At 67.3% G+C, this 20,220-nt stretch carries 21 protein-coding genes and 1 pseudogene; 12 read left to right on the top strand and 10 right to left on the bottom strand.

The window, feature by feature from the left end; genetic code table 11:
• Positions 1–47: 47 nt before the first annotated feature.
• Together ACWD3I_RS38175 and ACWD3I_RS38180 are read left to right on the top strand one after the other, a co-directional pair.
• Positions 48–263: a hypothetical protein gene (locus tag ACWD3I_RS38175; protein WP_365403507.1), complete on the top strand. Its 216-nt coding sequence runs from the start codon at positions 48–50 to the stop codon at positions 261–263.
• Positions 264–340: 77 nt separating this feature from the next.
• Positions 341–745, top strand: coding sequence for a TadE/TadG family type IV pilus assembly protein (locus ACWD3I_RS38180; RefSeq protein ID WP_365403509.1), 405 nt, complete (start codon positions 341–343; stop codon positions 743–745).
• A 53-nt stretch (positions 746–798) separates the two neighbouring features.
• Here the strand turns inward: ACWD3I_RS38180 and ACWD3I_RS38185 are convergent, their stop codons facing one another.
• A complete protein-coding gene (locus tag ACWD3I_RS38185) occupies positions 799–1,596 on the bottom strand; it encodes a hypothetical protein (RefSeq protein ID WP_365403512.1) in 798 nt (265 codons plus the stop codon).
• A gap of 169 nt (positions 1,597–1,765) precedes the next feature.
• Here ACWD3I_RS38185 and ACWD3I_RS38190 point away from each other — a divergent pair, with 169 nt between their 5' ends.
• Positions 1,766–2,281 (top strand): TadE/TadG family type IV pilus assembly protein, encoded by a 516-nt coding sequence (locus tag ACWD3I_RS38190; protein ID WP_365403515.1) that lies wholly within the window; start codon positions 1,766–1,768, stop codon positions 2,279–2,281.
• A 20-nt stretch (positions 2,282–2,301) separates the two neighbouring features.
• On the opposite strand, the gene ACWD3I_RS38195 is transcribed toward ACWD3I_RS38190, so the two are convergent.
• Together ACWD3I_RS38195 and ACWD3I_RS38200 are read right to left on the bottom strand one after the other, a co-directional pair.
• Complete coding sequence (locus ACWD3I_RS38195; protein WP_365403518.1) at positions 2,302–2,637, bottom strand: hypothetical protein; 336 nt, start codon at positions 2,635–2,637, stop codon at positions 2,302–2,304.
• Positions 2,638–2,673: 36 nt separating this feature from the next.
• On the bottom strand, positions 2,674–3,207 hold the full coding sequence (locus ACWD3I_RS38200; protein WP_365403521.1) for a DUF4262 domain-containing protein: 534 nt from the start codon (positions 3,205–3,207) through the stop codon (positions 2,674–2,676).
• 363 nt (positions 3,208–3,570) lie between these two features.
• On the opposite strand from ACWD3I_RS38200, the gene ACWD3I_RS38205 reads away from it, so the two are divergent.
• Positions 3,571–4,023, top strand: coding sequence for a pilus assembly protein TadG-related protein (locus ACWD3I_RS38205; protein WP_365403524.1), 453 nt, complete (start codon positions 3,571–3,573; stop codon positions 4,021–4,023).
• Between the two features lie 107 nt (positions 4,024–4,130).
• Here ACWD3I_RS38205 and ACWD3I_RS38210 read toward each other — a convergent pair whose 3' ends face one another.
• A complete protein-coding gene (locus ACWD3I_RS38210; RefSeq protein WP_365403527.1) occupies positions 4,131–5,117 on the bottom strand; it encodes a pentapeptide repeat-containing protein in 987 nt (328 codons plus the stop codon).
• Positions 5,118–5,261: 144 nt separating this feature from the next.
• Here ACWD3I_RS38210 and ACWD3I_RS38215 point away from each other — a divergent pair, with 144 nt between their 5' ends.
• Both ACWD3I_RS38215 and ACWD3I_RS38220 read left to right on the top strand, forming a co-directional pair.
• Positions 5,262–5,567 carry a hypothetical protein gene (locus tag ACWD3I_RS38215; protein ID WP_365403530.1) on the top strand — a complete coding sequence of 102 codons (306 nt, stop codon included), beginning with the start codon at positions 5,262–5,264 and terminating at the stop codon, positions 5,565–5,567.
• Entirely contained in the window at positions 5,567–9,043 is a 3,477-nt protein-coding gene (locus ACWD3I_RS38220; protein ID WP_365403533.1) for a hypothetical protein, read from the top strand. Before ACWD3I_RS38215 ends, ACWD3I_RS38220 begins: the two co-directional genes overlap by 1 nt.
• Before the next feature lie 47 nt (positions 9,044–9,090).
• Here the strand turns inward: ACWD3I_RS38220 and ACWD3I_RS38225 are convergent, their stop codons facing one another.
• Entirely contained in the window at positions 9,091–9,546 is a 456-nt protein-coding gene (locus tag ACWD3I_RS38225) for a barstar family protein (protein WP_365403536.1), read from the bottom strand.
• 57 nt (positions 9,547–9,603) lie between these two features.
• Positions 9,604–10,003: pseudogene (locus ACWD3I_RS38230) on the bottom strand (GGDEF domain-containing protein); the annotation flags it as partial.
• Here ACWD3I_RS38230 and ACWD3I_RS38235 point away from each other — a divergent pair.
• On the top strand, positions 9,884–10,291 hold the full coding sequence (locus ACWD3I_RS38235; RefSeq protein ID WP_451084295.1) for a hypothetical protein: 408 nt from the start codon (positions 9,884–9,886) through the stop codon (positions 10,289–10,291). The pseudogene ACWD3I_RS38230 and the gene ACWD3I_RS38235 sit on opposite strands and share 120 nt — an antisense overlap.
• Before the next feature lie 24 nt (positions 10,292–10,315).
• On the opposite strand, the gene ACWD3I_RS38240 is transcribed toward ACWD3I_RS38235, so the two are convergent.
• A complete protein-coding gene (locus tag ACWD3I_RS38240; protein ID WP_365403539.1) occupies positions 10,316–13,249 on the bottom strand; it encodes an NACHT domain-containing protein in 2,934 nt (977 codons plus the stop codon).
• 397 nt (positions 13,250–13,646) lie between these two features.
• Positions 13,647–14,414: a transposase gene (locus ACWD3I_RS38245; RefSeq protein ID WP_365403542.1), complete on the bottom strand. Its 768-nt coding sequence runs from the start codon at positions 14,412–14,414 to the stop codon at positions 13,647–13,649.
• Positions 14,415–14,490: 76 nt separating this feature from the next.
• Here ACWD3I_RS38245 and ACWD3I_RS38250 point away from each other — a divergent pair, with 76 nt between their 5' ends.
• The gene (locus tag ACWD3I_RS38250) at positions 14,491–14,973 is read left to right on the top strand and encodes a hypothetical protein (protein ID WP_365403545.1); all 483 of its coding nucleotides are present in this window, start codon (positions 14,491–14,493) and stop codon (positions 14,971–14,973) included.
• Between the two features lie 107 nt (positions 14,974–15,080).
• Here the strand turns inward: ACWD3I_RS38250 and ACWD3I_RS38255 are convergent, their stop codons facing one another.
• Entirely contained in the window at positions 15,081–15,515 is a 435-nt protein-coding gene (locus ACWD3I_RS38255; RefSeq protein WP_365403548.1) for a hypothetical protein, read from the bottom strand.
• Positions 15,516–16,191: 676 nt separating this feature from the next.
• Here ACWD3I_RS38255 and ACWD3I_RS38260 point away from each other — a divergent pair.
• The 3 genes from ACWD3I_RS38260 to ACWD3I_RS38270 all read left to right on the top strand — a co-directional run bounded on the left by ACWD3I_RS38260 (position 16,192) and on the right by ACWD3I_RS38270 (position 17,955).
• The gene (locus tag ACWD3I_RS38260; protein WP_365403551.1) at positions 16,192–16,605 is read left to right on the top strand and encodes a hypothetical protein; all 414 of its coding nucleotides are present in this window, start codon (positions 16,192–16,194) and stop codon (positions 16,603–16,605) included.
• Positions 16,606–16,944: 339 nt separating this feature from the next.
• Positions 16,945–17,178: a LapA family protein gene (locus ACWD3I_RS38265; protein ID WP_365403554.1), complete on the top strand. Its 234-nt coding sequence runs from the start codon at positions 16,945–16,947 to the stop codon at positions 17,176–17,178.
• Positions 17,179–17,364: 186 nt separating this feature from the next.
• Positions 17,365–17,955, top strand: coding sequence for a hypothetical protein (locus ACWD3I_RS38270; RefSeq protein ID WP_365403557.1), 591 nt, complete (start codon positions 17,365–17,367; stop codon positions 17,953–17,955).
• Between the two features lie 610 nt (positions 17,956–18,565).
• On the opposite strand, the gene ACWD3I_RS38275 is transcribed toward ACWD3I_RS38270, so the two are convergent.
• Positions 18,566–18,727 (bottom strand): hypothetical protein, encoded by a 162-nt coding sequence (locus tag ACWD3I_RS38275; protein WP_365403560.1) that lies wholly within the window; start codon positions 18,725–18,727, stop codon positions 18,566–18,568.
• A gap of 36 nt (positions 18,728–18,763) precedes the next feature.
• Between ACWD3I_RS38275 and ACWD3I_RS38280 the strand changes: the two genes are divergently transcribed.
• Positions 18,764–19,129, top strand: a complete 366-nt coding sequence (locus ACWD3I_RS38280; protein WP_365403563.1) for a DUF2750 domain-containing protein — start codon at positions 18,764–18,766, stop codon at positions 19,127–19,129.
• The last annotated feature ends 1,091 nt before the right edge of the window (positions 19,130–20,220 follow it).

Genomic DNA, 20,220 nt, shown 5'->3' on the forward strand with positions numbered 1-20,220 from the left:
CCGATGCACCGCAGTCAACTCACGCAACTTGGTGGAGGAGCACTCTGATGAAGTACCTGGCAGTCCGTAGCTACCGTGCCGTCCGCTTGCTGACCGAGCGTCTGGAAGAGGGCCTGGCCGAGGCGGGCCGGCGTCCTGACCGGGGGGATATCAGCATCACGACCGTCATCATCTGGGTGGCCGCCGTCACCGGCGCCCTGCTCATCGCCGGAACCATCGCCGTCGTGATCAACAAGTACAACACCAGCCTGAACGGCATCTGATGCCCCGCGGCGACCGGCTGAGAGCCTGGTGGCGCGGGCGAAGATGGCACGAGGACCGCGGGGATGCCTCCATCCACATGGCGATCGTCTACCCGTTCATCCTGCTGGCCACGATCGCCGTCATCCAGGCATCCCTGTGGTACTACGCCCGCTCCATCGCCCTGACCGCCGCCCGCGAGGGCCTGACCGCGGCCCGCGCGTATGAGGCCTCGCCCGCCGACGGCACCGCCAAGGCGCAGGAGGTTCTGGGCAGGGCGGCGGGTGACAGCCTGCTCGGGTACACCGTCTCCACGGCTGGCAGCACCGCAGAGCGCGTGCGTATAGAGGTGTCAGGCACGGCGCAGTCGATGATCCCGGGCGTGGCAGGACTGCAGGTCAAGCAGGCAGCGTCTGGGGCCGTGGAACGGTGGACGGTGGCGGCTGGTGGGTTCGCGAATTCCGAAGCACTCAAGGCTGGGAACCCCGGCGGCGGTGGCCCGTGACGAGGGTGCCCAGGGCTTCGGGTTCGCGAACTGACGGTGCGAGCAGCGTTGCGTCAACCCCGCTGCGTGGTCAGTCCGGGATGGTCGAGGACGGCCGCGTAGCGCTGGGCGGCCAGGACGGACAGACCGAACAGGTCGCAGATCTTGCGAAGGTCTCCGCCGGTGGCCTGTACCTCGTGCAGGATGCGGTCGGCGCGTATGTCGCGGGCGGGGACCGTCAGGTGGAGACGGATCCAGCGCACGCCGACAGGCCAAGTAGCCAGGGCGGAACGGGTGTTGATGAACAGGTGGGGGTTGGCCGTGTTCGGCCAGCGGGCGTTGCGGTAGTCGAGGTAGGAGGCGATCCGCGTCCGGACGGGCTCGGCGAGCAGGACGGTCTGATCCGGCAGATGGATGCGGCCGTCCCGGATATCGGTGAGCTGCAGGTGACGCAGTTGTGCGGGACGCACCGCGTGGAAGGCGAGCAGGGCGGTAAGGACGGCTCGGGCGGGATCGGCGGACTGCAGACCCTCGCGCACGGTCTGCAGGGCGGCGGCCAGCGGCGTGGTCTGCTCGGGTGTGCCGACGCGGATGCGGACGGTGGGGTCGCGGAAGATCACCCGATGTGCCTTGAGCGTACGGAAGATGGTGCGCAGTCCCGTGACGGTGTGCACTCGGTCGTTGCCGCTCGCAGGCAGGGCCGCGAGGAGCTCGGCGCGGGTGACCTCGCGCAGCGACTGAGTTCCGCTCAGGGCCAGTTGACGCAGCACGGGCAGGGCGAAGCGCAGGTTGTGGCGCGCGGTGTTCTGCGAGCGGGGCAGGCTGCGCGGACGGAGCCCAGGGAACGCACCACCGCGAGAGACATGCCCCACCTCGGTTCACTGCCGGTGACTCAACGCCATCTATACCGACGGATCTTCAGGAAATGCGACAGATGACCGGAATTCGCAGGAGTGTGATCGCACCGTGCCGACCTGGTCCGTATGCCTGCCAGGGATCTCGCCCTTTACGAGAACTCGCGACAGTTCAGACACCGGGCCAATGAACGCGCTGCGACGCAGGGCCTGTTGGGTGCGCCGGAGCCGGGGGGACGACGGCAGTGTGGCGATCGAGGCCGCCATCATCGTCCCGCTGCTGGTCATGTTCCTGTGCCTGGCGATCGCGGGCGGCCGCATCGTCACCTCCGGAGCGAAGATCGACGCAGCGGCCGAGGACGCCGCACGGGAGGCATCCATCCACCGCACGGTGGCCGCCGCCCAGGACGCCGCGCATACCGCGGCCGCCGAAACACTGAGCGATCAGGGCATCGCGTGCGCCTCCACCAGTGTGGCCGTGGACGCTGGCGGGCTGGCCGTGCCGGTCGGGCAGGTCGCCACCGTCACGGTGACGGTGACCTGCACGGTCACCCTCTCCGACCTGCTGCTGCCAGTCCCAGGAAGCCGCACCCTCACCTCCACCGCCACCTCGGTCGTGGATCAGTACCGGCAAAGAGCTCTTGGGTTCGCGAATTCTGACGTGCCCTGGAGTACGAACCGAAGTGCCGGTGCCGCGCAATGAGCGCGCGAGGGTACTTGGGTTCACGCTCCGTGCGTCGAGCGTGCTCGAGCTCTGGCCTGGCAGGTTGCTCGTGCGGTGAGCCAGACGGTCTCGAACTCTTTGGCGGTGAGGTCCTGCGGCTCGTGTGCGTCCCACGCGTGGACGGGAGCCTCCGCCGTGGCACCGAACGTCGCTTCGTAGTCTCGAAGGGTTCCGGCCTGCCGGGCAGCTTCCCATTCGGTCGACGAGGCTGCGGCGACGGGTTTCTCGAACGGTCCGTGGAGTTCGACCTGGCGGGTGACCCAGCCATCGGCGTCGACCTCGAAGTAGAACCAGGTGTCTTCCTCGGCCCAGTAACTGCGGAACCAGCGCGTCATGACGTCATTGTCCGCGATGGCGCTGCGGTTGCCTCTTCACAGATCCTGCGTCCACACCCCGACGGGGTGTTCGTCGGGACGCAGCGACAACCGGGGCTGGCGGCCGTGGAGGTCTTCTCCACCGGGCTGCCAGGGGAAGACTCCATCGCGGTTGGACCAGACGACCTGGAGGAACGGGAACGGTGGCTTGCGGTAGTAGCCGATGGCGGTGCCGAAGAACGCCTTGTACCACCGGTAGTCGACGGGCTTGAGGACCACCGGGACGTTCGCGATGTCGTGCCGCTCCTGGTCGGCTTCCAGCAACTGCCCCTTACCAGCCCGCTGTGCGAGGTCGTTGAGGAGTGTCTGCATCCGCGAGATGTCCAGGCCGAACATTGCCAGCTCGGGTATCCGGTGCTGGTGCCACAGGCCGATGGTGTAGGCCCAGCCCGGTCCCAGGTCGTCGGCGGGGATCATCATGACCTGCCAGCCGTGCTGATGGATGGTGTCGACGGTCGACTGGGTGCGGGGGTCCAGTTCGTTGATGTCCTGGCAGACGACGCAGTGGCAGGCGCTGTGAGCGGTCGGCATAGCCGTCAGGCTATGCCACCGCGTCCGCGCCGCATCCGGCGGGAACGGTCCCGGCCAGACCGGCGGGCCGTCCCCTACGGCGGTCGCCGCCCGGGCCAGCCCGCACTGGTCAATGCTCTCCTGCGCGGCGTCCGCACCGTCGACGTCCGGTCGCAGGAGCCGGGGCGGCTGCACACCCGCGCGCGTCATGACCGCATCGGTTCACCGGGAGAGCCCACGTCTACGGGTGATACACCTCCGGCCCAGCGTCATGACAGTTCGACACCATCCGCACCCCGTCGGGCGAACTTGCTGACCAGCAGGAGCACGACTCACCGGGGACATCGCTTCCACACCCACGACCGGTCCGACACGGGAGAGCGCATGAGCTGCCCACGCCACGCCCGGCACCTCGCGTTCGACGACCGCGGCGGGGTGACCGTGTTCGTCGCGGTGTGCGTCATCGCGCTGATCGGCATCATCGGCATCGCCGTCGACGGGGGCAGCAGAATGCGCGCTCTGGAACGCGCCGACTTCCTCGCCGGTGAGGCCGCCCGGGCCGGCGGACAGGCCATCGACCCCGCCCAGGCCATCCCCGGTGAGGCCGTCGTCGTGGACCCGCAGGACGCGGTGGCCGCCGCCCGCGCCTACCTCGCCTCCGCCGGCGCCACCGGCACGGTCACCGTGTCGAGCGACGGCACCACCCTCATGGTCGACGTCACCGACGCCTACGACACGACGTTCCTGTCGGTCGCCGGAATCGGCTCACTCCCGGTGTCTGGCCATGGCGAGGCCACCCTCCTGTACGGCGTCAACGCACCCGAAGGAAACACCTGATGGGCACCACCCCCACCCCCACCACCGCAGGGTGCCGTGTGGTCCACCCGGCGCGGGTTACCTGGGAGACCACAGGTGAGCGCTGCTGTCCCGTGCTCAGGCGGAATCTAGGCGCGGCCATGAGTGTCGGGCCACGTCGTCGTGTCGTCGGCGCGGGCGTCAGTGAGGTCAGCACCTTCCAGGTGCACGCCCGACAGGTTGGCTCCCCGCAGATCAGCGCCGCGCAGGTCGGCCTGGCGCAGGTCAGCGTGGTGCAGATGCGCGCCGCGCAGGTTGGCCTGGAACAACCGGGCTCTTTGAAGATGGGCGTGCCGCAGGTCGGCGTTCACGAGTTGGCTCCTCTCGAGGTTGCTGTCGGGCATGTAGGCCCGGGACAGATTCGCATGCCGCAGGTTGGCGCCCGCCAGCTGCGCTTTGGAGAGCTGGGCGCGGCGCAGGTCTGCTCGCGACAGGTACAACGCGTGTTCCTGGGGGTGCCCAGCGCGGCGGCCCAGCACGTACAGGGCGGTCTGTACGTCCGGGGCTCGGCTGGTCAGCCACGGTATGTGGCTGTCGACGGTGCGTGTGGGGTGTTCCGGTCCGTCGGGAGCGCCCACCGGCCAGCGGGCGTGCTCACGGACGAACGCACACAGAATGTCAGTGACGGTCGGCTGGTCGTCGGGCGAGTTCTTGGCGACCCGTTCCAGCGCGTAGATGCCTCCCAGCCGGACGTCGAGCGTTTCGCTGCCGAGGTGATCGATGGCCCGGGTGAAGCGTTCCGTGATCTGTCCCTCGCGGGCGAGCCGGAATTGCTGCCAGCCCACGGCTGCGCCGGCCACGACGACCAACCCGCCCAGAGTTTGCAGCAGTTGGCCGCGCAAGTCGTTTTGCACGCGGGACTGGGCCTGCTCCAGTTCGACGCGCTTCTCCTTGCTTGTCACCCCGCTCAGGTCACGCGACGTCAACGGTGGATAGACCTGTTTGGGAAGCCAGACGACCGCGGCCACAGCGACCACAACAGCAACCGCCCCCAGCGTGCCGAGCGCTTTGGCCTGCCACCGCATCGGAATCACCGATCCCCCTGCCGACGAAGCCGGACGCGTTACCTTGCCCACCTTCCAACACGGTCAGTCCCCGCACACCGCAACCCGCCCCGCGGATACGGCTGCTGGAGCCGAACCACCGACGTTTTCCACGCGCAAGGAGCGATGGGCTCCCTACGGCGGTCGCAACGGGCATCGTTCAACGATCGAGGCGGCGTGACCGCTTTTGGCGCGGCGCGCGTGAGCGTGCTGATCATCAGCGCCGGCGAACGCACGGCGCGCACGGTCGAACCAGCCGCTCTCATCGCCGAGAAGGCCGCCCACGCCGACCGACAGACGAGCGACCTGGCACAGGCAAGTACCCGCAAGACGAGCGTTGTCGACCCGCAGGTCGCGGTGGCCGTCGCCCGCGCCTGCGACCCGGCGTTCCTCTCCGCCGCCGGGACCGGCTCACAGACGGTGACCGGCCACGGCGAGGCCTCCCTCCTGTACGGCGTCACCACACCCGAAGGAAACCAGTGATGGGCACCACCCCCACCCCCGCCGCCAACGCGGGCCGCCGCGTGGCCCGTGGGGTCACGGCCGTGCTGAGCCTGCTGGTCTTGGCCGGCACGCTCGTGGGCCTGCCCCTGCTGCTGGCCTGGGCCACCCCGGTGCTGTGGGAGGCAGGCCACGACGACCTCGCGCACCTGCTCGACCGGCAGGACACCGGCTCGGCCGCCCTGCTGCTCATCACCTGCATCGGCTGGATCGGGTGGGCGCAGTTCACGTACTGCACGATGCGCGAGCTGGTCGCGCAGCTGCGCGGCCGGACCTGGCATGCCCCCCGCGGCATGGGCTCCTCCCAGCGGGCCGCGGCGCTGCTGATCGGCAGCATCCTGGTGCTCCTACCCACCAGCTCGGCGCTGGCCTCCGACGCCCAGGCCGCCCCCGCCGCACCCGCAGCCCGCCTGCCCGCACAAGCCCAGGCCGGGCACGACACCGGAGCCGACAGGGCGTCCACGGCGACCGGGCGCACGACGTCCCCGACCTACACGGTGCGCCAGACGCGGCCCGCGGAAAGCCTGTGGAGCATCGCCGAGCAGGAACTGGGCGACGGCGAACAGTGGCGTCAGATCGCCGCCCTGAATGAGGGCCACACCATGGGCGACGGTCAAGTGTTCCGCTCCAACGGGTTTCTGCAGCCCGGCTGGCAGCTGAACATGCCCGCCTCCTACACCCCGGCGGGAGGCGTCCACACGCAGCTCGACCAGGCTGCTCTAGCGGCGGCTGACGAGGCCGCGCAGGTGGAAGTCGTCGAGCCGGGCGACTCCCTGTCCACCATCGCCACCCAGGAACTCGATGACGGCAACCGGTGGCCGGAACTCTTCGCAGCGACCAAGGACCAGCCGCAGCCGGACGGCCTGCCGGCCATCACCGACCCCGACATGATCTACCCAGGCCAGCACGTCACCCTGCCCGGCACCGGCACCGGCACGTCGGACACCCCGCCACCCGCAAGGGATCAACCAGGAGAGGACGAGCAGGACTCCGAGCAGCCCGCGCCGCCGGACCCTTCGGCCTCCGACGACGAGCACCAGCCAGGACACGACGACGACCATGAGGCGCAGCCACCGGCGCCCAGCCCCTCCGCCAGCCCAACACCAGAGCGGTCTGCCTCCAGCAGCCAGCCGGCCGAGCGCCCCGGACAGGAACACGAGCAGGGCGCTCCGCCCCCAGCCGGCTCGACAGTTCCTGGGCCGAGCAGCAGCGGAGCGCCCTCGACCGCCTCTTCCCCGGCGTCACCCGAGGTGTCCGCCTCCGATGCGTCCCCGGGCGCGGCACCGACGGCCGAGTCGGCTCCGGCCGGCAGTTCGCTGAACCTGCGCCTCGTGCTGGGAGCCGGCGCACTGCTGGCAGCCGCCGTCACCGGGGCACTGGCCTTGCGCAGGACGCTGCAGCGGCGCCGCCGTAGGCCCGGCGAGAAGATCGCCATCGCGCCGGAAACGTCCACGGCCGAGGCCAAGTTGGCGGCCGCTGCCGAGGCGGGCGGCGCCGCCCGTCTGGACCTTGCCCTGCGCACCCTGGCCCACCACCTGCCCACCGACGCCGACACCGCGCCGGGGCTGCCGCGGCTGCGGGCCGCGCGGATCGGCACGCACACCGTCGACGTCCTGCCCGAGGATCTCGCCCGAAAGCCGATGTCGCCGTTCGTGTCCGGGACAGCGGGGTGGTGGGCCCTGCCCGACGACGCCGTCCTCCTGGACGAGGAGGCCGCCCGCGAGGTGCCTGCCCCCTACCCGGGGCTGGTCACCATCGGTAGCACGGACACGGGTGACCTGCTGCTGCTCAACCTCGCCGCCCTGCCCGCCTTGCTCCTGGACGGCAGCGCGGTGCACATCACCGAAGTCTGCACCTCCCTCGCCCTCGAGCTGGGGATGAGCCCGTGGGCCAGCGACGTCGAAATCGTCACCGTGGGGTTCGGCGAGGACCTGCCGCAGCTGCTGCCGACCGCGCGGATCGCCCACGTGCGCCAAGCCGCGCACGCGCTGCGGGACCTGAGCGAGAGGCTGCTGGAAGCACGCCAGATGCCCGACACCCAGAACCAGCCCTACCTGCTGCTATGCGCGTCCGCACTGGACGCGGACACGTCGTGGCGGTTCGCCGATCTGATCGACAAGGCCGGCCCGGTCCCCGTCACCCTGATCGCCCCGGCATCGTCGGCCGCCGCTCACTTCCCCGACGCCGACATCCTCAACGCCTCACTCAACATCCCACAGCACCTCGGCTGCGTCGGCACCGACATCACCATGCAGCGCCTGGAACACGACGCCTACCAGCAGATCACCACCGCCCTCGCAGTGTCCGGACAGCCCGCCCAGCCCGCCGAAGGCCCCTGGAGAGACGTCCCGGACGAACCCAACCAGCTGCCCCAGCCCGCGCCAGCCGACCAGACCCCTGCACCAGCAACCGACGCTGTCGAAGTCCCCGTTCCACAGACCGCGTCGGACACCAGCCCTACTGGTGGGGCTTTCGCGGCCCTGGTCGCTGCCAGTGCCGATCCGTCCGGGCTGCGTCTGCTGCCTAGGGCGTCGCCTTCAGCGGGCGACGAGTCTGCGCCGAACACCGAAGGGACCCCGCGGACAGCTACCGAGCCGGTAGCTGACGCAGCGGCCGCGGGGAACGACGACCACAAGCACAGTGCCGAGAACGGTAAGGAGCCGACAGCCGCGGAGGGCGCGGCGCATGACCTACGCGCGCCGGAGATCCGCGTCCTGGGGCCGGTCGAGGTAGACGGCGTCTCCGCCTCCGGGCACGGTCCGCGCAGCAGCCAGCTCGCCGCGTTGTTGTATTTTCGGCCAGGTCGCTCCGCTGACGTGCTGTGCACCGACATGAACCCGCTCAACCCGTGGAGCGTGAACACCCTCAACTCGCGGCTGCGCGGACTACGAGGCGCCCTGGGCAGCGACACCTCCGGCAATCCCTACATTCTGCGGCGTAGCACCGGCGAGGACCCCTACCGCCTCTCCCCCGCGGTGCGGTGTGACTGGACCAGGTTCCTCCAGCTCGCCGAACGCGCGCTACCCCAGGGACCAGCCGGTGTGCCGGACTTGGAAAAGGCCCTCAGCCTGGTACGGGGCAGGCCGTTCGGCGGCAGGCCCCTGCCCTGGGCCGAGCCTTTCCAGCAGGAGATGATCACGAGGATCATCGACGTCGCACACGCGGTGGCCACCCACCGCACCCCTCCCGGACCGCTGCACGACCTCAGCGCGGCCAGACGAGCCGTCATGACCGGCCTCGGTGCCGACGACAGCGCCGAGTTGCTCTACCGGGACCTGATGCGTATCGAACACACGGCCAGCAACCGCTCCGGCCTGCACACCGCCATCACCCGCATCCAACAGATCAACAAGACACTCGACTGCGATCTCGAGACGGAGACAGAACAGTTGATCAACGATCTTCTTCACACACGACGCGAGCCGGACATCGGGGGTCCGCGGCTCCACTGCCCGTGAAGGGGCCCGATTGACAGTGGATTGGCCAATCCGCAGACACGTCGGCCTCACTGAGCCGAGGGCCACTCCCCCACGTAAAAGAGCTCCAACTGGCCGTAGGGCTCGTCAAGGTTCGACAGCTCGAGCGACAGGTTCTGCAGGACCGAGACCGCGCGCACGAATCCGTGGACGTCGGCGCGGAGGAACGCGGGAGCCGAGGAAAAGACCACGGCAATGGCCCAGGGGGCGCTCGCGCCGCGCTCCCTGAGGAGGTCACGGAGCGCATCCCAGTTGTCGTCGTACTCGTCGGGCTTTGCCAGGGCTCGTCCAAGTGCGGCCTGCAGATCACCCTCCCGCCGCACGCTCGCCAGATCGATCTCCAGTACGGACAAGCCAGAACCCCTCAACACCTCCAGCAGAGGACCGTGTTGTTCCTCGGCGACAAAGTACGGGGGCGCCGGCAGCCAGGGCAGCGCCTCCTCCACATCCACCCAGGCATCCAAGAACTCGTCTTCTACCGTCACCGAATCCGCCCCTCGCCACGCTCACCCACGACCAACATGATCCCCTACCGCGGGCGGTCAGGCTGCAGCCTCTCGGGCAGCCCGTATTGCATCGGCTGCTGCCATGCCGCAGTGGGCCATGCAATGCCGAAGCTGGCACCAATCCGCATGGCTCGCCCCTCGGTCCGGAATGGCTGGATGATCTCATTGCGTAGTCGCACTGCGAAGTCCCAACAGCGCGGTCGAGTCCGTCAGCAAGAATCACGAACTCGTCGCCTCCGAACCGGGCAACGGTGTCACCGTCACTCACTGCCTGGGACAGCCGTCGCGTAACCTCCACGAGGGCCGCGTCGCCCGCTTGCTGTCCGAACCGATCATTGATCGACTTGAAACCGTCAAGGCTGCAGAAGAGGACCGCCAGTCCTCTGACGCCGCAGTCCCGCACGCCCTCAGGGGCGATGGCGTGCACGTGGTAGTCGTGAGAAGCGTCGTGTGCTTCCAGCTCCGAAGACTCCATCGTTCTGGGGCGGGCCGGATACTGACAGAGACGGGCCGAGAGGCCGGAGAGCAGCTCGGTGGAGTTCGGCAGACCGGTGAGAGGGTCGTGGGCTGCGCGGTGGGCGAGTTCGAGCACGCGGCCGGGAACCGCTCCGGCCTGCACACCGCCATCACCCGGATCCAGCAGATCAACAGAACACTGGACTGCGATCTTGAGACAGAGACCGAAGACCTCATCCGCGAACTCTTCAATGCCGAGTGCGGCTGATTCTGGTGCGATTCACGGTGGTGTTCAGGAGCCGCCCAGGTCGTACTCGTCGACCGGGCGGGCCTTCCAGATATGGTCACCGCCGTACATACCCGATCCGACGTTGGCGATGAGGTCCCGGTCCCTGCGCGCCAGACCGCCGCTGTACGTGAGTAGCAACTCGTGGACCTGGCGCAGCCGTTTCGTCAAGTGGTCGGTCGACTGCTGGTCGTACTGCGAGGATTCCCGGAATACGTCGAAGGCGTCGAGGATGCCGAGGACGAGGAGGGCGAGTCCCGAACGGACTTCCTGGCGGTGGCCGGTGCTGGAGCGCAACGCACGCTCCACGGTGTCGTTGGTGAGGACCAGGAATTGGGCCTCGCGTTCGAGGCTGTCCCACAGCCACGGACGATCAAGGTTCTGCAGCGGGGCGCCGAAGGTTCGGGCGTCGCCCAGTTCGCCCAGGATACGTGCGGCCCGCCCGGGGCCCGGCTGGCCCTTCCGCCGGTTCGCGGCCATCGATCTGATGAGCCAGAGGGCGGAGAAGCTCGGACCGAGGCGGCTCTCGGCGCTCACGTTGGTGAAGTGCCTCGTGTAGAGGGGCCGCAGAAGCCTTGAGGTGACCGCCGCATTTCCTCCGTGAAGCCCTCGGCGCAGACCCAATTCATGCGCCAGGGCAGCTGGTTCGAGGGAACGCAGGGGTTGCTCCCAGCCTCCGGCGAGGTTGTCCGCCGCTTCCTCCAGCCTTGCCCGGGTGCTCGGGACGCAGTCGGATGGAGCCAGGTCCTCCAGGTGTGTGGCGATCCAGAGGAGCTCAAGGAAGGCGTTCCCCGAACTCTCTTGGAGAGAACTGCGCAGGGTGGCCTCGAGCGACCGCGGGACTTTCGCTTCGTGCCGGAAGGAGGGTGCGAGGATCTGGACCAGGGTCTGGGGCGTTTGTGGGGTGCTAGCGGAGACGGCCTCCATCACGATGCGGTGGACGAGGGATTCGAGAACGTCTTGCTGGAGTTCAACGACGTCCACGCATCTCACGAGTACGTCCAGTGCGTTGGACTGGGTGGCGCGGGGGAGTTGAGTGAGCCGGCTCAGCATCCTTCGCACGACTCTGCTGCCACCATTGCGGGTGTTGAGGTCACAGATGCTCATACTGATTTGGGCCAGGATCTCCCACTGGCCCGCACAGATGTAAGGGAAGAGGATGTCGGCCAGGGCCTCGGGGGTTTCGTGGTTGCGATTTAGGAACCAGGCGGAAAAGTACTCGCGGAAGCTCTGGTGGGTGAAGTTGAAGTACTCCCTTCCCCTGCCGTCGGTGCCGACGTCCGTGAAGATCCATGCGCGGCCGCGGCACACCTCCAGCATCTCGTCGACGGTCGCTCTGGCCTGTGGCAGGTCCATCCCCCGGTCCTGAACCAGATACCGGTCCAGGAGCTCGTGCACGTCCTCGATGGTGAAGCCGGACCGATACGCCTGATCGGTCAGAACCGGATAGGCCAGCTCTGACAGCACGATCTTCACTGCGCCGAGGTCGACCAGGTCATCTATTACGCCACGATGCATGTCCCATTCACCGAGAAGCAGATCCGCACATTTGCTATAGAGCTCTGGTCTGCTGTGAGGGATGTATTTGTAGCCGAGGCCTCGGTACAGGACACACATGAATGCGAGCATCAATGGGTTACTGCGGAGGTCTGGGATCGTGCTGCTCTGCCCCATGAAGTGCTCCACGGCGGTGAGCACTCTGTGCGGATCGAGTTCCCCGCTGAGAGAGAACCAGTTGCGCACATACTGTCTGACCTGTGGTTCCGTGAACGGATGTAGTTTGTAGACCTGGAACATGGCCCCTTGCAGTCGAGCGGCATCGTAACCGACACGCCGAGACGTGACGACTATGGTGGCGAGCGGGTAGAGATTGCTGACCGATTCGATGACCTCTGCGGCGAGCCTGCGGTTCCGGGGATTGAGAAGCTCGTCGAGTCCGTCGAAAAACAGGACTGCGGAGCCGTCGAGAAGAAGCTCTTCCAGAAGTCTCCTAGGCAGTGGGGTGTTGTATCTCTCATCGAGCATCTTCTCGACGGCAGCGATGACGGAGAACCCCGTTCGTGAGATGTCGAGCTCTTTCATCACGATATAGAACGGGACCCTTTTACGTTCTTTGAGTAGCCGCAGGGCCAGAATGCCCGTGGTGGTTGATTTCCCTGCTCCCGGGTCCCCCAGAATCACCGTTCTGTCGATCCTGCCGAGCATCTGGCTCGTCGAAAAAGTCGACGCGTCGTTGCGCTGAGCCTGTTCCAGGGATGGTTCTACGTACAGGTCGGCATAATGTACGGTCGTTCTGCTCTTGAGGTCCGGAAGTACGACCTTTTCATGGAAACCGTTGAAGGCTGCGGTGTAGGTTTCTATCAACTGTCGGCGGGTCTCGATGTCGATACGGCCCGGAGCATTGAGCAGGGAGACGTATTTCTCAATGGATTCCAACGTGGCCTTCATTAGGGTATGCTGGGCCCACTGCAAAACCTGCTCCGGCGCCTTGGACTTGCTGACCAGAACCCCAGCCGCCTCTCTCGCATGGGAATCCAGTACCGTGAAAAGGATCTCGGCGTACTGATTCTTCACGGGAAGCTTTATTTCCGGGTCAGGGAAGCTCGAACGGAACTCGCTGCGCAGGGCGAAGTTCAGCTTTCGGTGCGCCTGGTCGTCTTGGAGTACTTCGACGGCGACCAGTTGTTGAGTTATGGCCCTGACTGTGGGGGTTTCCAAGAAATCTTTGACGACGCTCAGCGCTATTCCCTCGGGAAGATCCTCCAGCGTGCCGAGAAGTTTTGCTGGTTTCTGCTGAGCTTTTTCCATGCTGCGTTTGTAGCTGAGATACAGATCGCCTTTGGCGATCCCTCGTTGTGCCAAGTAGCCGTAGAGCCGATCGAATACCGGCTTGATGGCCTGCACGGCGACCCGCCCCGCCATGACTTCCACACCCGACATGACTCCCCCTCTGATGCTGGATCAGCTTAGCCGTAGGGTGTAAATATCCACCAGAAGTCGTTCCGTGTTTCTCCTGTGACTGTTGTTTCTATTGGGAACCATGAGTCACAAAGATCGATCGTCCACGAGTCCCCGTCGATTTCCTGACAGGTACTCGATGTTTGCGGCGGCCGTGTGGTCCAGGCCCGGGAGGTGGGTGAGGACGAGGACGTCGAGCTGAGCGGGCAGCCGACTCACACCCCCCAGGCTCAGGTCGGACGTTCAAGGGCGGCTTGCGGTGGCCCCGCTCAAGCGCCCCGTACCTGGTGGGAGGCGGAGCCGCACACGACCGATACATGCCCCTGTCCGATTTGGGCGGGTCCACCGCTCTCGGGTGGTCGGCGTGCGGGCTGCTCGGCTACCCGCCGAAGGTGAGGTTGTGCAGTCGAGCGATACCGAGCATGGCGTGGTGCACGCCGTCGCCTTTGAGGCGGCAGTCACGGAGGATCTTCCAGCCCTTCGTCCGGGCAAAGGTGTGCTCGACGCGGGCGCGAACCTGTTTGTGGGAGCGATTGTGCTTCTCCTTCCAGGCCGGGAGCTCCTGGCCCTTACGGCGGCGGTGCGGAATGACCAGACCGGTGCCCTGGTAGCCGCCGTCGGCGACAGACGTTGTGGTGCCGACGGCAGCCTTGGCCCCGGACTCCTCCCAGCCGCGGGAGTCGTGCCGGTTTCCCTGCAAGGGCCGACCGACCACGACGACCCGCCGGGTGTCAGCGTCGATGACGACCTGGTGGACAGTGGAATAGCGGTAGTTTCTCGACTGCTCGGCCACCGAGTGGTCGCGGGTGGGCACGAGGGTGCCGTCGACGATGAGCACGGTGTCCTTGCGGAACTTCTTCCGCTGCTGGAGCGCCAGCATCGGACCATTGTGGTCGATGATCCGGTCAGCGGCCGACTTGGAGATCCCGAACAACAGGGCAAGCTGTCGCATCGTCAAGTTCGTGCGCCAATACGCCGTCACCATCAGGACACGGTCCTCCAGCGGCAGGCTCCAGGGCCGGCCGCGCTGCTGATCCGAGGCTTGCTCGCGTCGCACCGATGCAACCAACTTCCCAAAGCAGCGCGAGCTCAGCCCGGTAAAGGGCTCTATCCAGGACGGCACCGACGCCGTGATCACACCAGCCACAACATGATCGTTTCACTCGGAGAAGGGCAACCAACGCCCTGTACCTTCTCGGCCTGAGCCGGTCCAGAATGCCGCCATGGCCGACGAAGAGCACAAGAAGCCAGCTGCACGCTCGTTCCTGTCATGCGCCACCGAGGTGGCGCGGCTGATGGATCTTGGGAACGCGGCCGACGTGCCGGAAGCACGCCGCGCACGGCACCTGGCCCATGCGGTGCGCAAGCCACTGCTCGAACGCACCCACCTGCCCGAAGAGTTCTTCGCCCCGTTGCTGGCCGCTGCCGTCTACGACCCGGACCCCAGCTTCTGTCGCTGGTTCGTCGAACCAGCGGTCTACGTCTTCGGGCGGCGCCGAGTCATGACCGCACTGCTCGACTATCTACGGACCGGCACGGAGGCGGAGCAGGCAGGCGCAAAGCGGGCCTGGTACTGCGCTCATGTGCCGCTCCGCACCGACCTGTCCCCTGCCTACGCACCCGGCGGAAGTCGCGATCCCGCCATGGATGAGTCCCACGATGTAATGGCCGAGTGGCGGGAAACTGTTCGGCGATCAGCCATGTGATTGGGGCTCCGCGAAATCTGATCCGACCCCATTGCCATGGGGCTGTTGGTCACCCTGACCAGCTGCGGGACAAGTCTTAGGCACGTGCGCGGGAGACGCCGGGCGCTCTACCGGTCGGTGTCGACGTCACGGGCGACGTAGGCGAGCAGCTCGCGCACGCCCGCTTCCTTCGATGCGGGCGGCCGTGCCTGCCAGCCGCCCGCGTCTACGGTCTGGGCGACGGCGTGTACGTGTCCGGCGAGTGTGTCGTCCAGGGCGCTCGTTTCCCCGTCCGGCGTCCGGCCGGTGACGACCACGTGGCCGCGGAACGGGTACAAGGGCATGCCGCGCCAGGCGCTCGCCAGGGCCCAGGCGGTGAGGTTTCCATCGAGGCCGGTCGCTGTTCCGTCGCCATGGACGTGGAGCAGGGCGCGCGGGTGGTAGAGGCCCTGGTCGACCGTGTCTGCCGATCCGACGTGGTCACGGATCGCACAGTGCGCAGCAGACTCCGGGAGGTCGAGTTCTGTGACGGTGTCGTCGGTGGCAATGAGAAGGACACGCATGGTTCCTTCCGGGTCCGTTGCGCGGTGCGCAGGTTCCGTGCGCACTGCGCAGTTCGATCCGAGCTGCGCAATCGCCATCTGACCTGGTACTTCTTCCAATTGCGCAGCCTGGAGGGGTGGACGGGATCGGCCCTTGCGTAGCTGCTGCGCAAGGGCCGGTTTCACTGCTGGTTCTGTGCATGGTGGCGGGTGAGGGCCTGCCAGCGCCGTTCGAAGTCGTCGATCTGGTCGGCGAGGTAGGCGGTGGTGATGGGCCTGTTGTGCTGCGCCGTGATCCCCTGTGCAGCGCACTCCTGCGCAACGGCGTCCAGAGAGGGTGTCTGGCTGCGTACCTGTTGCTCGGCCCACAGGTGGTAGATCCGGAACGGCAGGAGGTAGCGGCGCAGGTTGCTGGCGCTGACCGGTTTGCCGCCGCGGCCGCGCAGGCCCTTCTCGTCGGCGAGGTAGCGGGACAGCTTCGCAGCCTACTTCGCCGAGGAGCGGATCGGTCGGATCCGTAAGTACCGGCCGAACCTCACAGTGGCAGAGACCCCGGACAACGACTGATCCCACGAGCTGCGGTCCGCCCCTGAGGAAGACCCGCCGACACCCCGTCTGACGGGTCTTCGCCTGTCCCGGCCCTCGCCCTCGGTGCCGGCAGCTACGATCCGCCGCACGACTCGTCCTTGGGGGGACCATGCGCCACACCACCATCCTGCTCACCGCCGTCCTACTCGCCGTCGGAGCTGTCGGCTGCTCGAAGTCGGACGAGGAGAAGGCCGAGGACTGCGCCACCGCGCTCACAGAACGGACCGGGGGCGATTCCGCGGACAAGCCGACCGTCAGCGAAGCCGAGGAGCGGGTCGACGCCCTCGACAAGACGCTCGCCGACATGGTCCGTTCGGGGTACGCGAGCGTGGCCAAGGACGCGTCCGACACCCTGGAAGAGAAGACCAAGGCGGGCGGCAAGGGCCGGCCTGAGGGGTGCGGGCCGCTCTCGGAGGACGACTACACCGTGCTGCTGATGGCCAAGGCGATCGATGGTCTGGGGTGGACGGACAAGGATGGGCAGTTCGACAAGCTCAAGATGGTGCAAGGCCTGCGCGACTAGCGCTGCTGTCGTGGTGAGGCCCTGCCGGTTGGGCGGGGCCATCGCGTGACCGCATGCAACGCCTGCCGTTGATCAGCACGTGATGCGACTCGGCGGTGAAGGTGGCCCAGCTGACGGCCGGGAAGTGGTGGCGGGGCCCAGCAAGTTCGGCCGGCCTCCGGGTCAGATGGAGATCGGAGGCGCCCGGTACGTGCTGCGGATGTTCGGGGCGCCACCGCACGAGGATGCGGAGTGGCGCTACTGCCGGGTTCGCCCATGAAGCCCCGCCTAGCGCCGCAACTTGGGCACACTGCCTCCACGACGGAGGGCCGACGGCTCGACAAGCCGACCAGGAGAGACATGGCCAAGCAAGGCGGCGTTGGCGGCTTCTACGGAGTCATCGCCGGGTTCGGCGCCATCTGCCTCATTGGAACCGCCGTCACCGAACCCTGGGAGCGCGGCGACTACGGCCCGGCGATTGTCCTCGCCTCAGTCGTCGTCGGTATCGCTTTGGCAGCTGGCGCTGGTTTTGCCGTCTGGTTGTTCGGGGTTCCCTGGTGGAACCGTCGGCGGCGCGAGCCTGAGGAGCCCTAGCAGTGGCGTGACTGACTACATCTGTAGTTGCCTTCCGCGCGATCCTGCCGCATCCTGAGGCCAGTTCCGGCACGCCCAGAAGGAGTGGCAACAGGCACTCGTTCGTGTCACAGGAACGTCACTTCACCTTCACGAGTCCCACACGCCGCTAGATTCGCTCCCCACGCAAACTGCGCAAGGGGGCACATGAGTCAGCAGTACCCGCAACAGCCGGGACACGGGGCACCACAGCAGCCGACACAGCCTGGCTACGGCTATCCGCAACAGCCCGGTTGGGGCGCTCCCCCGCCCCAGCCGCCGCGGAAGCGCAAGATCGGCAAAGCCCTCGGAATCACCGGCGCCGTGTTTATCGGCCTCATCGTCATCGGCGCCGTCGCTGGCGGCGGGGAAGACGGCTCCGCCGACAACAGCAACAAGGACAAGGCCGTTGCCGCGACGTCGGACAAGCCCAAGGCCGCAGAGGACGCCGCCGACGAGAAGGCGCCGGCCGAGGACAAGAGCCAGGCCGAGCAGTTCAAGGACTGCGTTGCCAAGTCCGGCACCGCGAGTGAGAAGGACGTCATCGGGCACGTCACGAAGGTCACGGGCGCCGACAAGAAGAACGACATCCTGGACTCGGCTGAGGTGTTCACTGACTACACCGGTGGTCTGGTCGGCCCCAACGCCTCGAAGGGCAAGCTGATCGCGTCGGCGTTCGCGTCCTGCTACGAGTCGGAGAACGGTCTGGTGACCGTGTACGACAAGGGCGGGGAGCTCCTTTCCAACGGGAACTACTGACTCGTCGCTGAACTGGCCCGGCTCGCGCCTGTGCGTGGCCGGGCCTTCGTACGCCCGCAGGGAGGTGGTGACCATGGGCCAGCCGAACTTCAGCACGGGCGGACTGGTCACCGACGCCGAGCGAGCCGACATCATCCGCCTGCACGGCGAGGGCCACGGCCGCAACGAGATCGCCCGCCTCACCCGCCGTTCCCAGCGCACCGTCTCCCTGATCTGCGCCGAGGAAGGCCTCGTCTTCGACGTCACGGTGACCGAGGAAGCCACCCGGCACCGTGTCGCCCAACGCGCCGACCGCCACGCCATGCTCACCGAGGCGCTCCAGGATGACGCCGAACGCCTCACCGAACAGCTGTGGCGGCCAGCAAAGGTCTTCCGGATCGGTAACTCCTCCAACACGTACACGGAACGAACGGCTCGGACCATGCGCACAACGTCCGCCCGGTCCGCACCGACGGCAAGAAGACGTTGCGCGGCCGGCAGCTGTGCGAGTGAGCCCGGCCCGGTCCAGCCGTCGATCGCACCGCGCCACAGGCAGGGGCGAGAATGCGGATGCGGGGAGGTCGAACGATGCGCGGCCGGACAACGCCCTCCTGGGCCCGTCCCCCCCGGATCACGTACCCTTCCACGACACCGGGAACTGCGCAGCCAGCCGCATGCAGCGGCACAACCGCGCGGCAAGACGACCGCCGAGATCGCTCGCGATCGACCGCAGCCAGTCCGCCACCTCGCTGTCCGGATCGATGCACAGCCGCCTCAGCTGCACAATGATCAACCGGTCCTCATGTTCGGACGGTCCAGGAGGATGTGAGTGAGCACCAGCGGGGCTCAGGCAGCGGCCTTCTTTCGCGAGGTCGCCCGGACTCGCACCGTGTGGTGGGTTCGAGACGACGACGGCAGTCCCGCCCCGATCTCCGCCTCCGGGCACCCCGCTTTTCCCTACTGGTCGTCACAGACCCGCGCACAGCGAGCCGCTCAGCTGTGGGGGCCTCAATTCCGTGCAGTCTCCATGCCGCTGGATCATTGGCGAACAGCGGCTTTGCCGGATCTCGCCAGGGACGGCTTGCGGGTAGGGATCAACTGGAGCGGACAGCGCCTGACCGGATGGGACTTCACTGCCGGTGAAGTCGTCAATCGACTCGTCCACGCACTCAGCGAACCGCCCCACGACCGATAGATCCAGTCCAGTGGCAGCTGTGCCGGGCAGGCGCGGAACTCCATGGTGCGGTCCCGACAGAGGCGGCCGAGATGACCAACTGGCCGGCTGCTACTGCTGGGTCTGCGCGGGGTGGCGGGTGAGGGCCTGCCAGCGCCGTTCGAAGTCGTCGACCTGGTCGGCGATGTAGGCGGCGCTGATGGGCCTGTTGTGCTGCGCATTGATCCCGTGCGCAGCACACTCCCGTGCAACGGCTTCCAGAGAGGGCGTCTGGCTGCGGATCCGCTGCTCGGCCCACAGGTGGTAGATCCGGAACGGCAGCAGGTAGCGGCGCAGATTGCCGGCGCTGACCGGCTTGCCGCCTCGTCCGCGCAATCCCTTCTCCTCGGCGAGGTAGACGGACAGCTCCTGCGCCTCCACCGTCGACGACGCAGGTTCTTCACTGCGCTGCGCCTGGAGCTCCGCCCAAGCCAGGTAGTAGCGGTCAACAGTGGTGAGCCCGGCTACTTCCCCGGCTGACGGGTCCTCATGGGGCGGAGGACCATCGATAGCGGCGCTCACCCGAGGGCCCCGCCGGTCCGTGGCCGCCTGTGCACCCGCTCCGGCCGACGCGGACTCCGTCGTCTCCTCGTCGCCCGACGCCAGCTCGTCGGCGCGCCGCTCACGCAAGTCGTCGGCTGGGCCTTCGACGTGCGGGGCCGACGCGGCGACCTCGCGCTGCTGGAAGTCCTCGACAAAGGCCTGAAGGTCGGCGCCCGTGAGGGGGCGGCCACCGGGGCCGGCGATCTGATCCCGCTCGTAGACGTACGCGGCCAGGGCGCCGGCATCCGGGTAGGCGCCGTGTTCCTGCGCAAACGCAAACCACGAGTTGTAAAAGTAGTCGTACCAGGACAGTTCGTCGTCTCCCTGCTGCTCCGCGGTCATGGGCTGCGGTGTCGGACCGTGGCGTTGGGCAAGAACCTGCAGCAGGGGCTGCAGCTGGGTGTCGGTGAGAAGTCCGCCCGCGGCGGTGGTGATGCCATGGTCTTGAAGCCAGTACGCGAACTGGGTCGCGGTGGGTTCGGTCTTGAACCTCGCGATCCAGGCCTGGTAGGCCGCGGCAAGGCCCTCTG

The organism is Streptomyces sp. NPDC002817 (assembly GCF_053592055.1).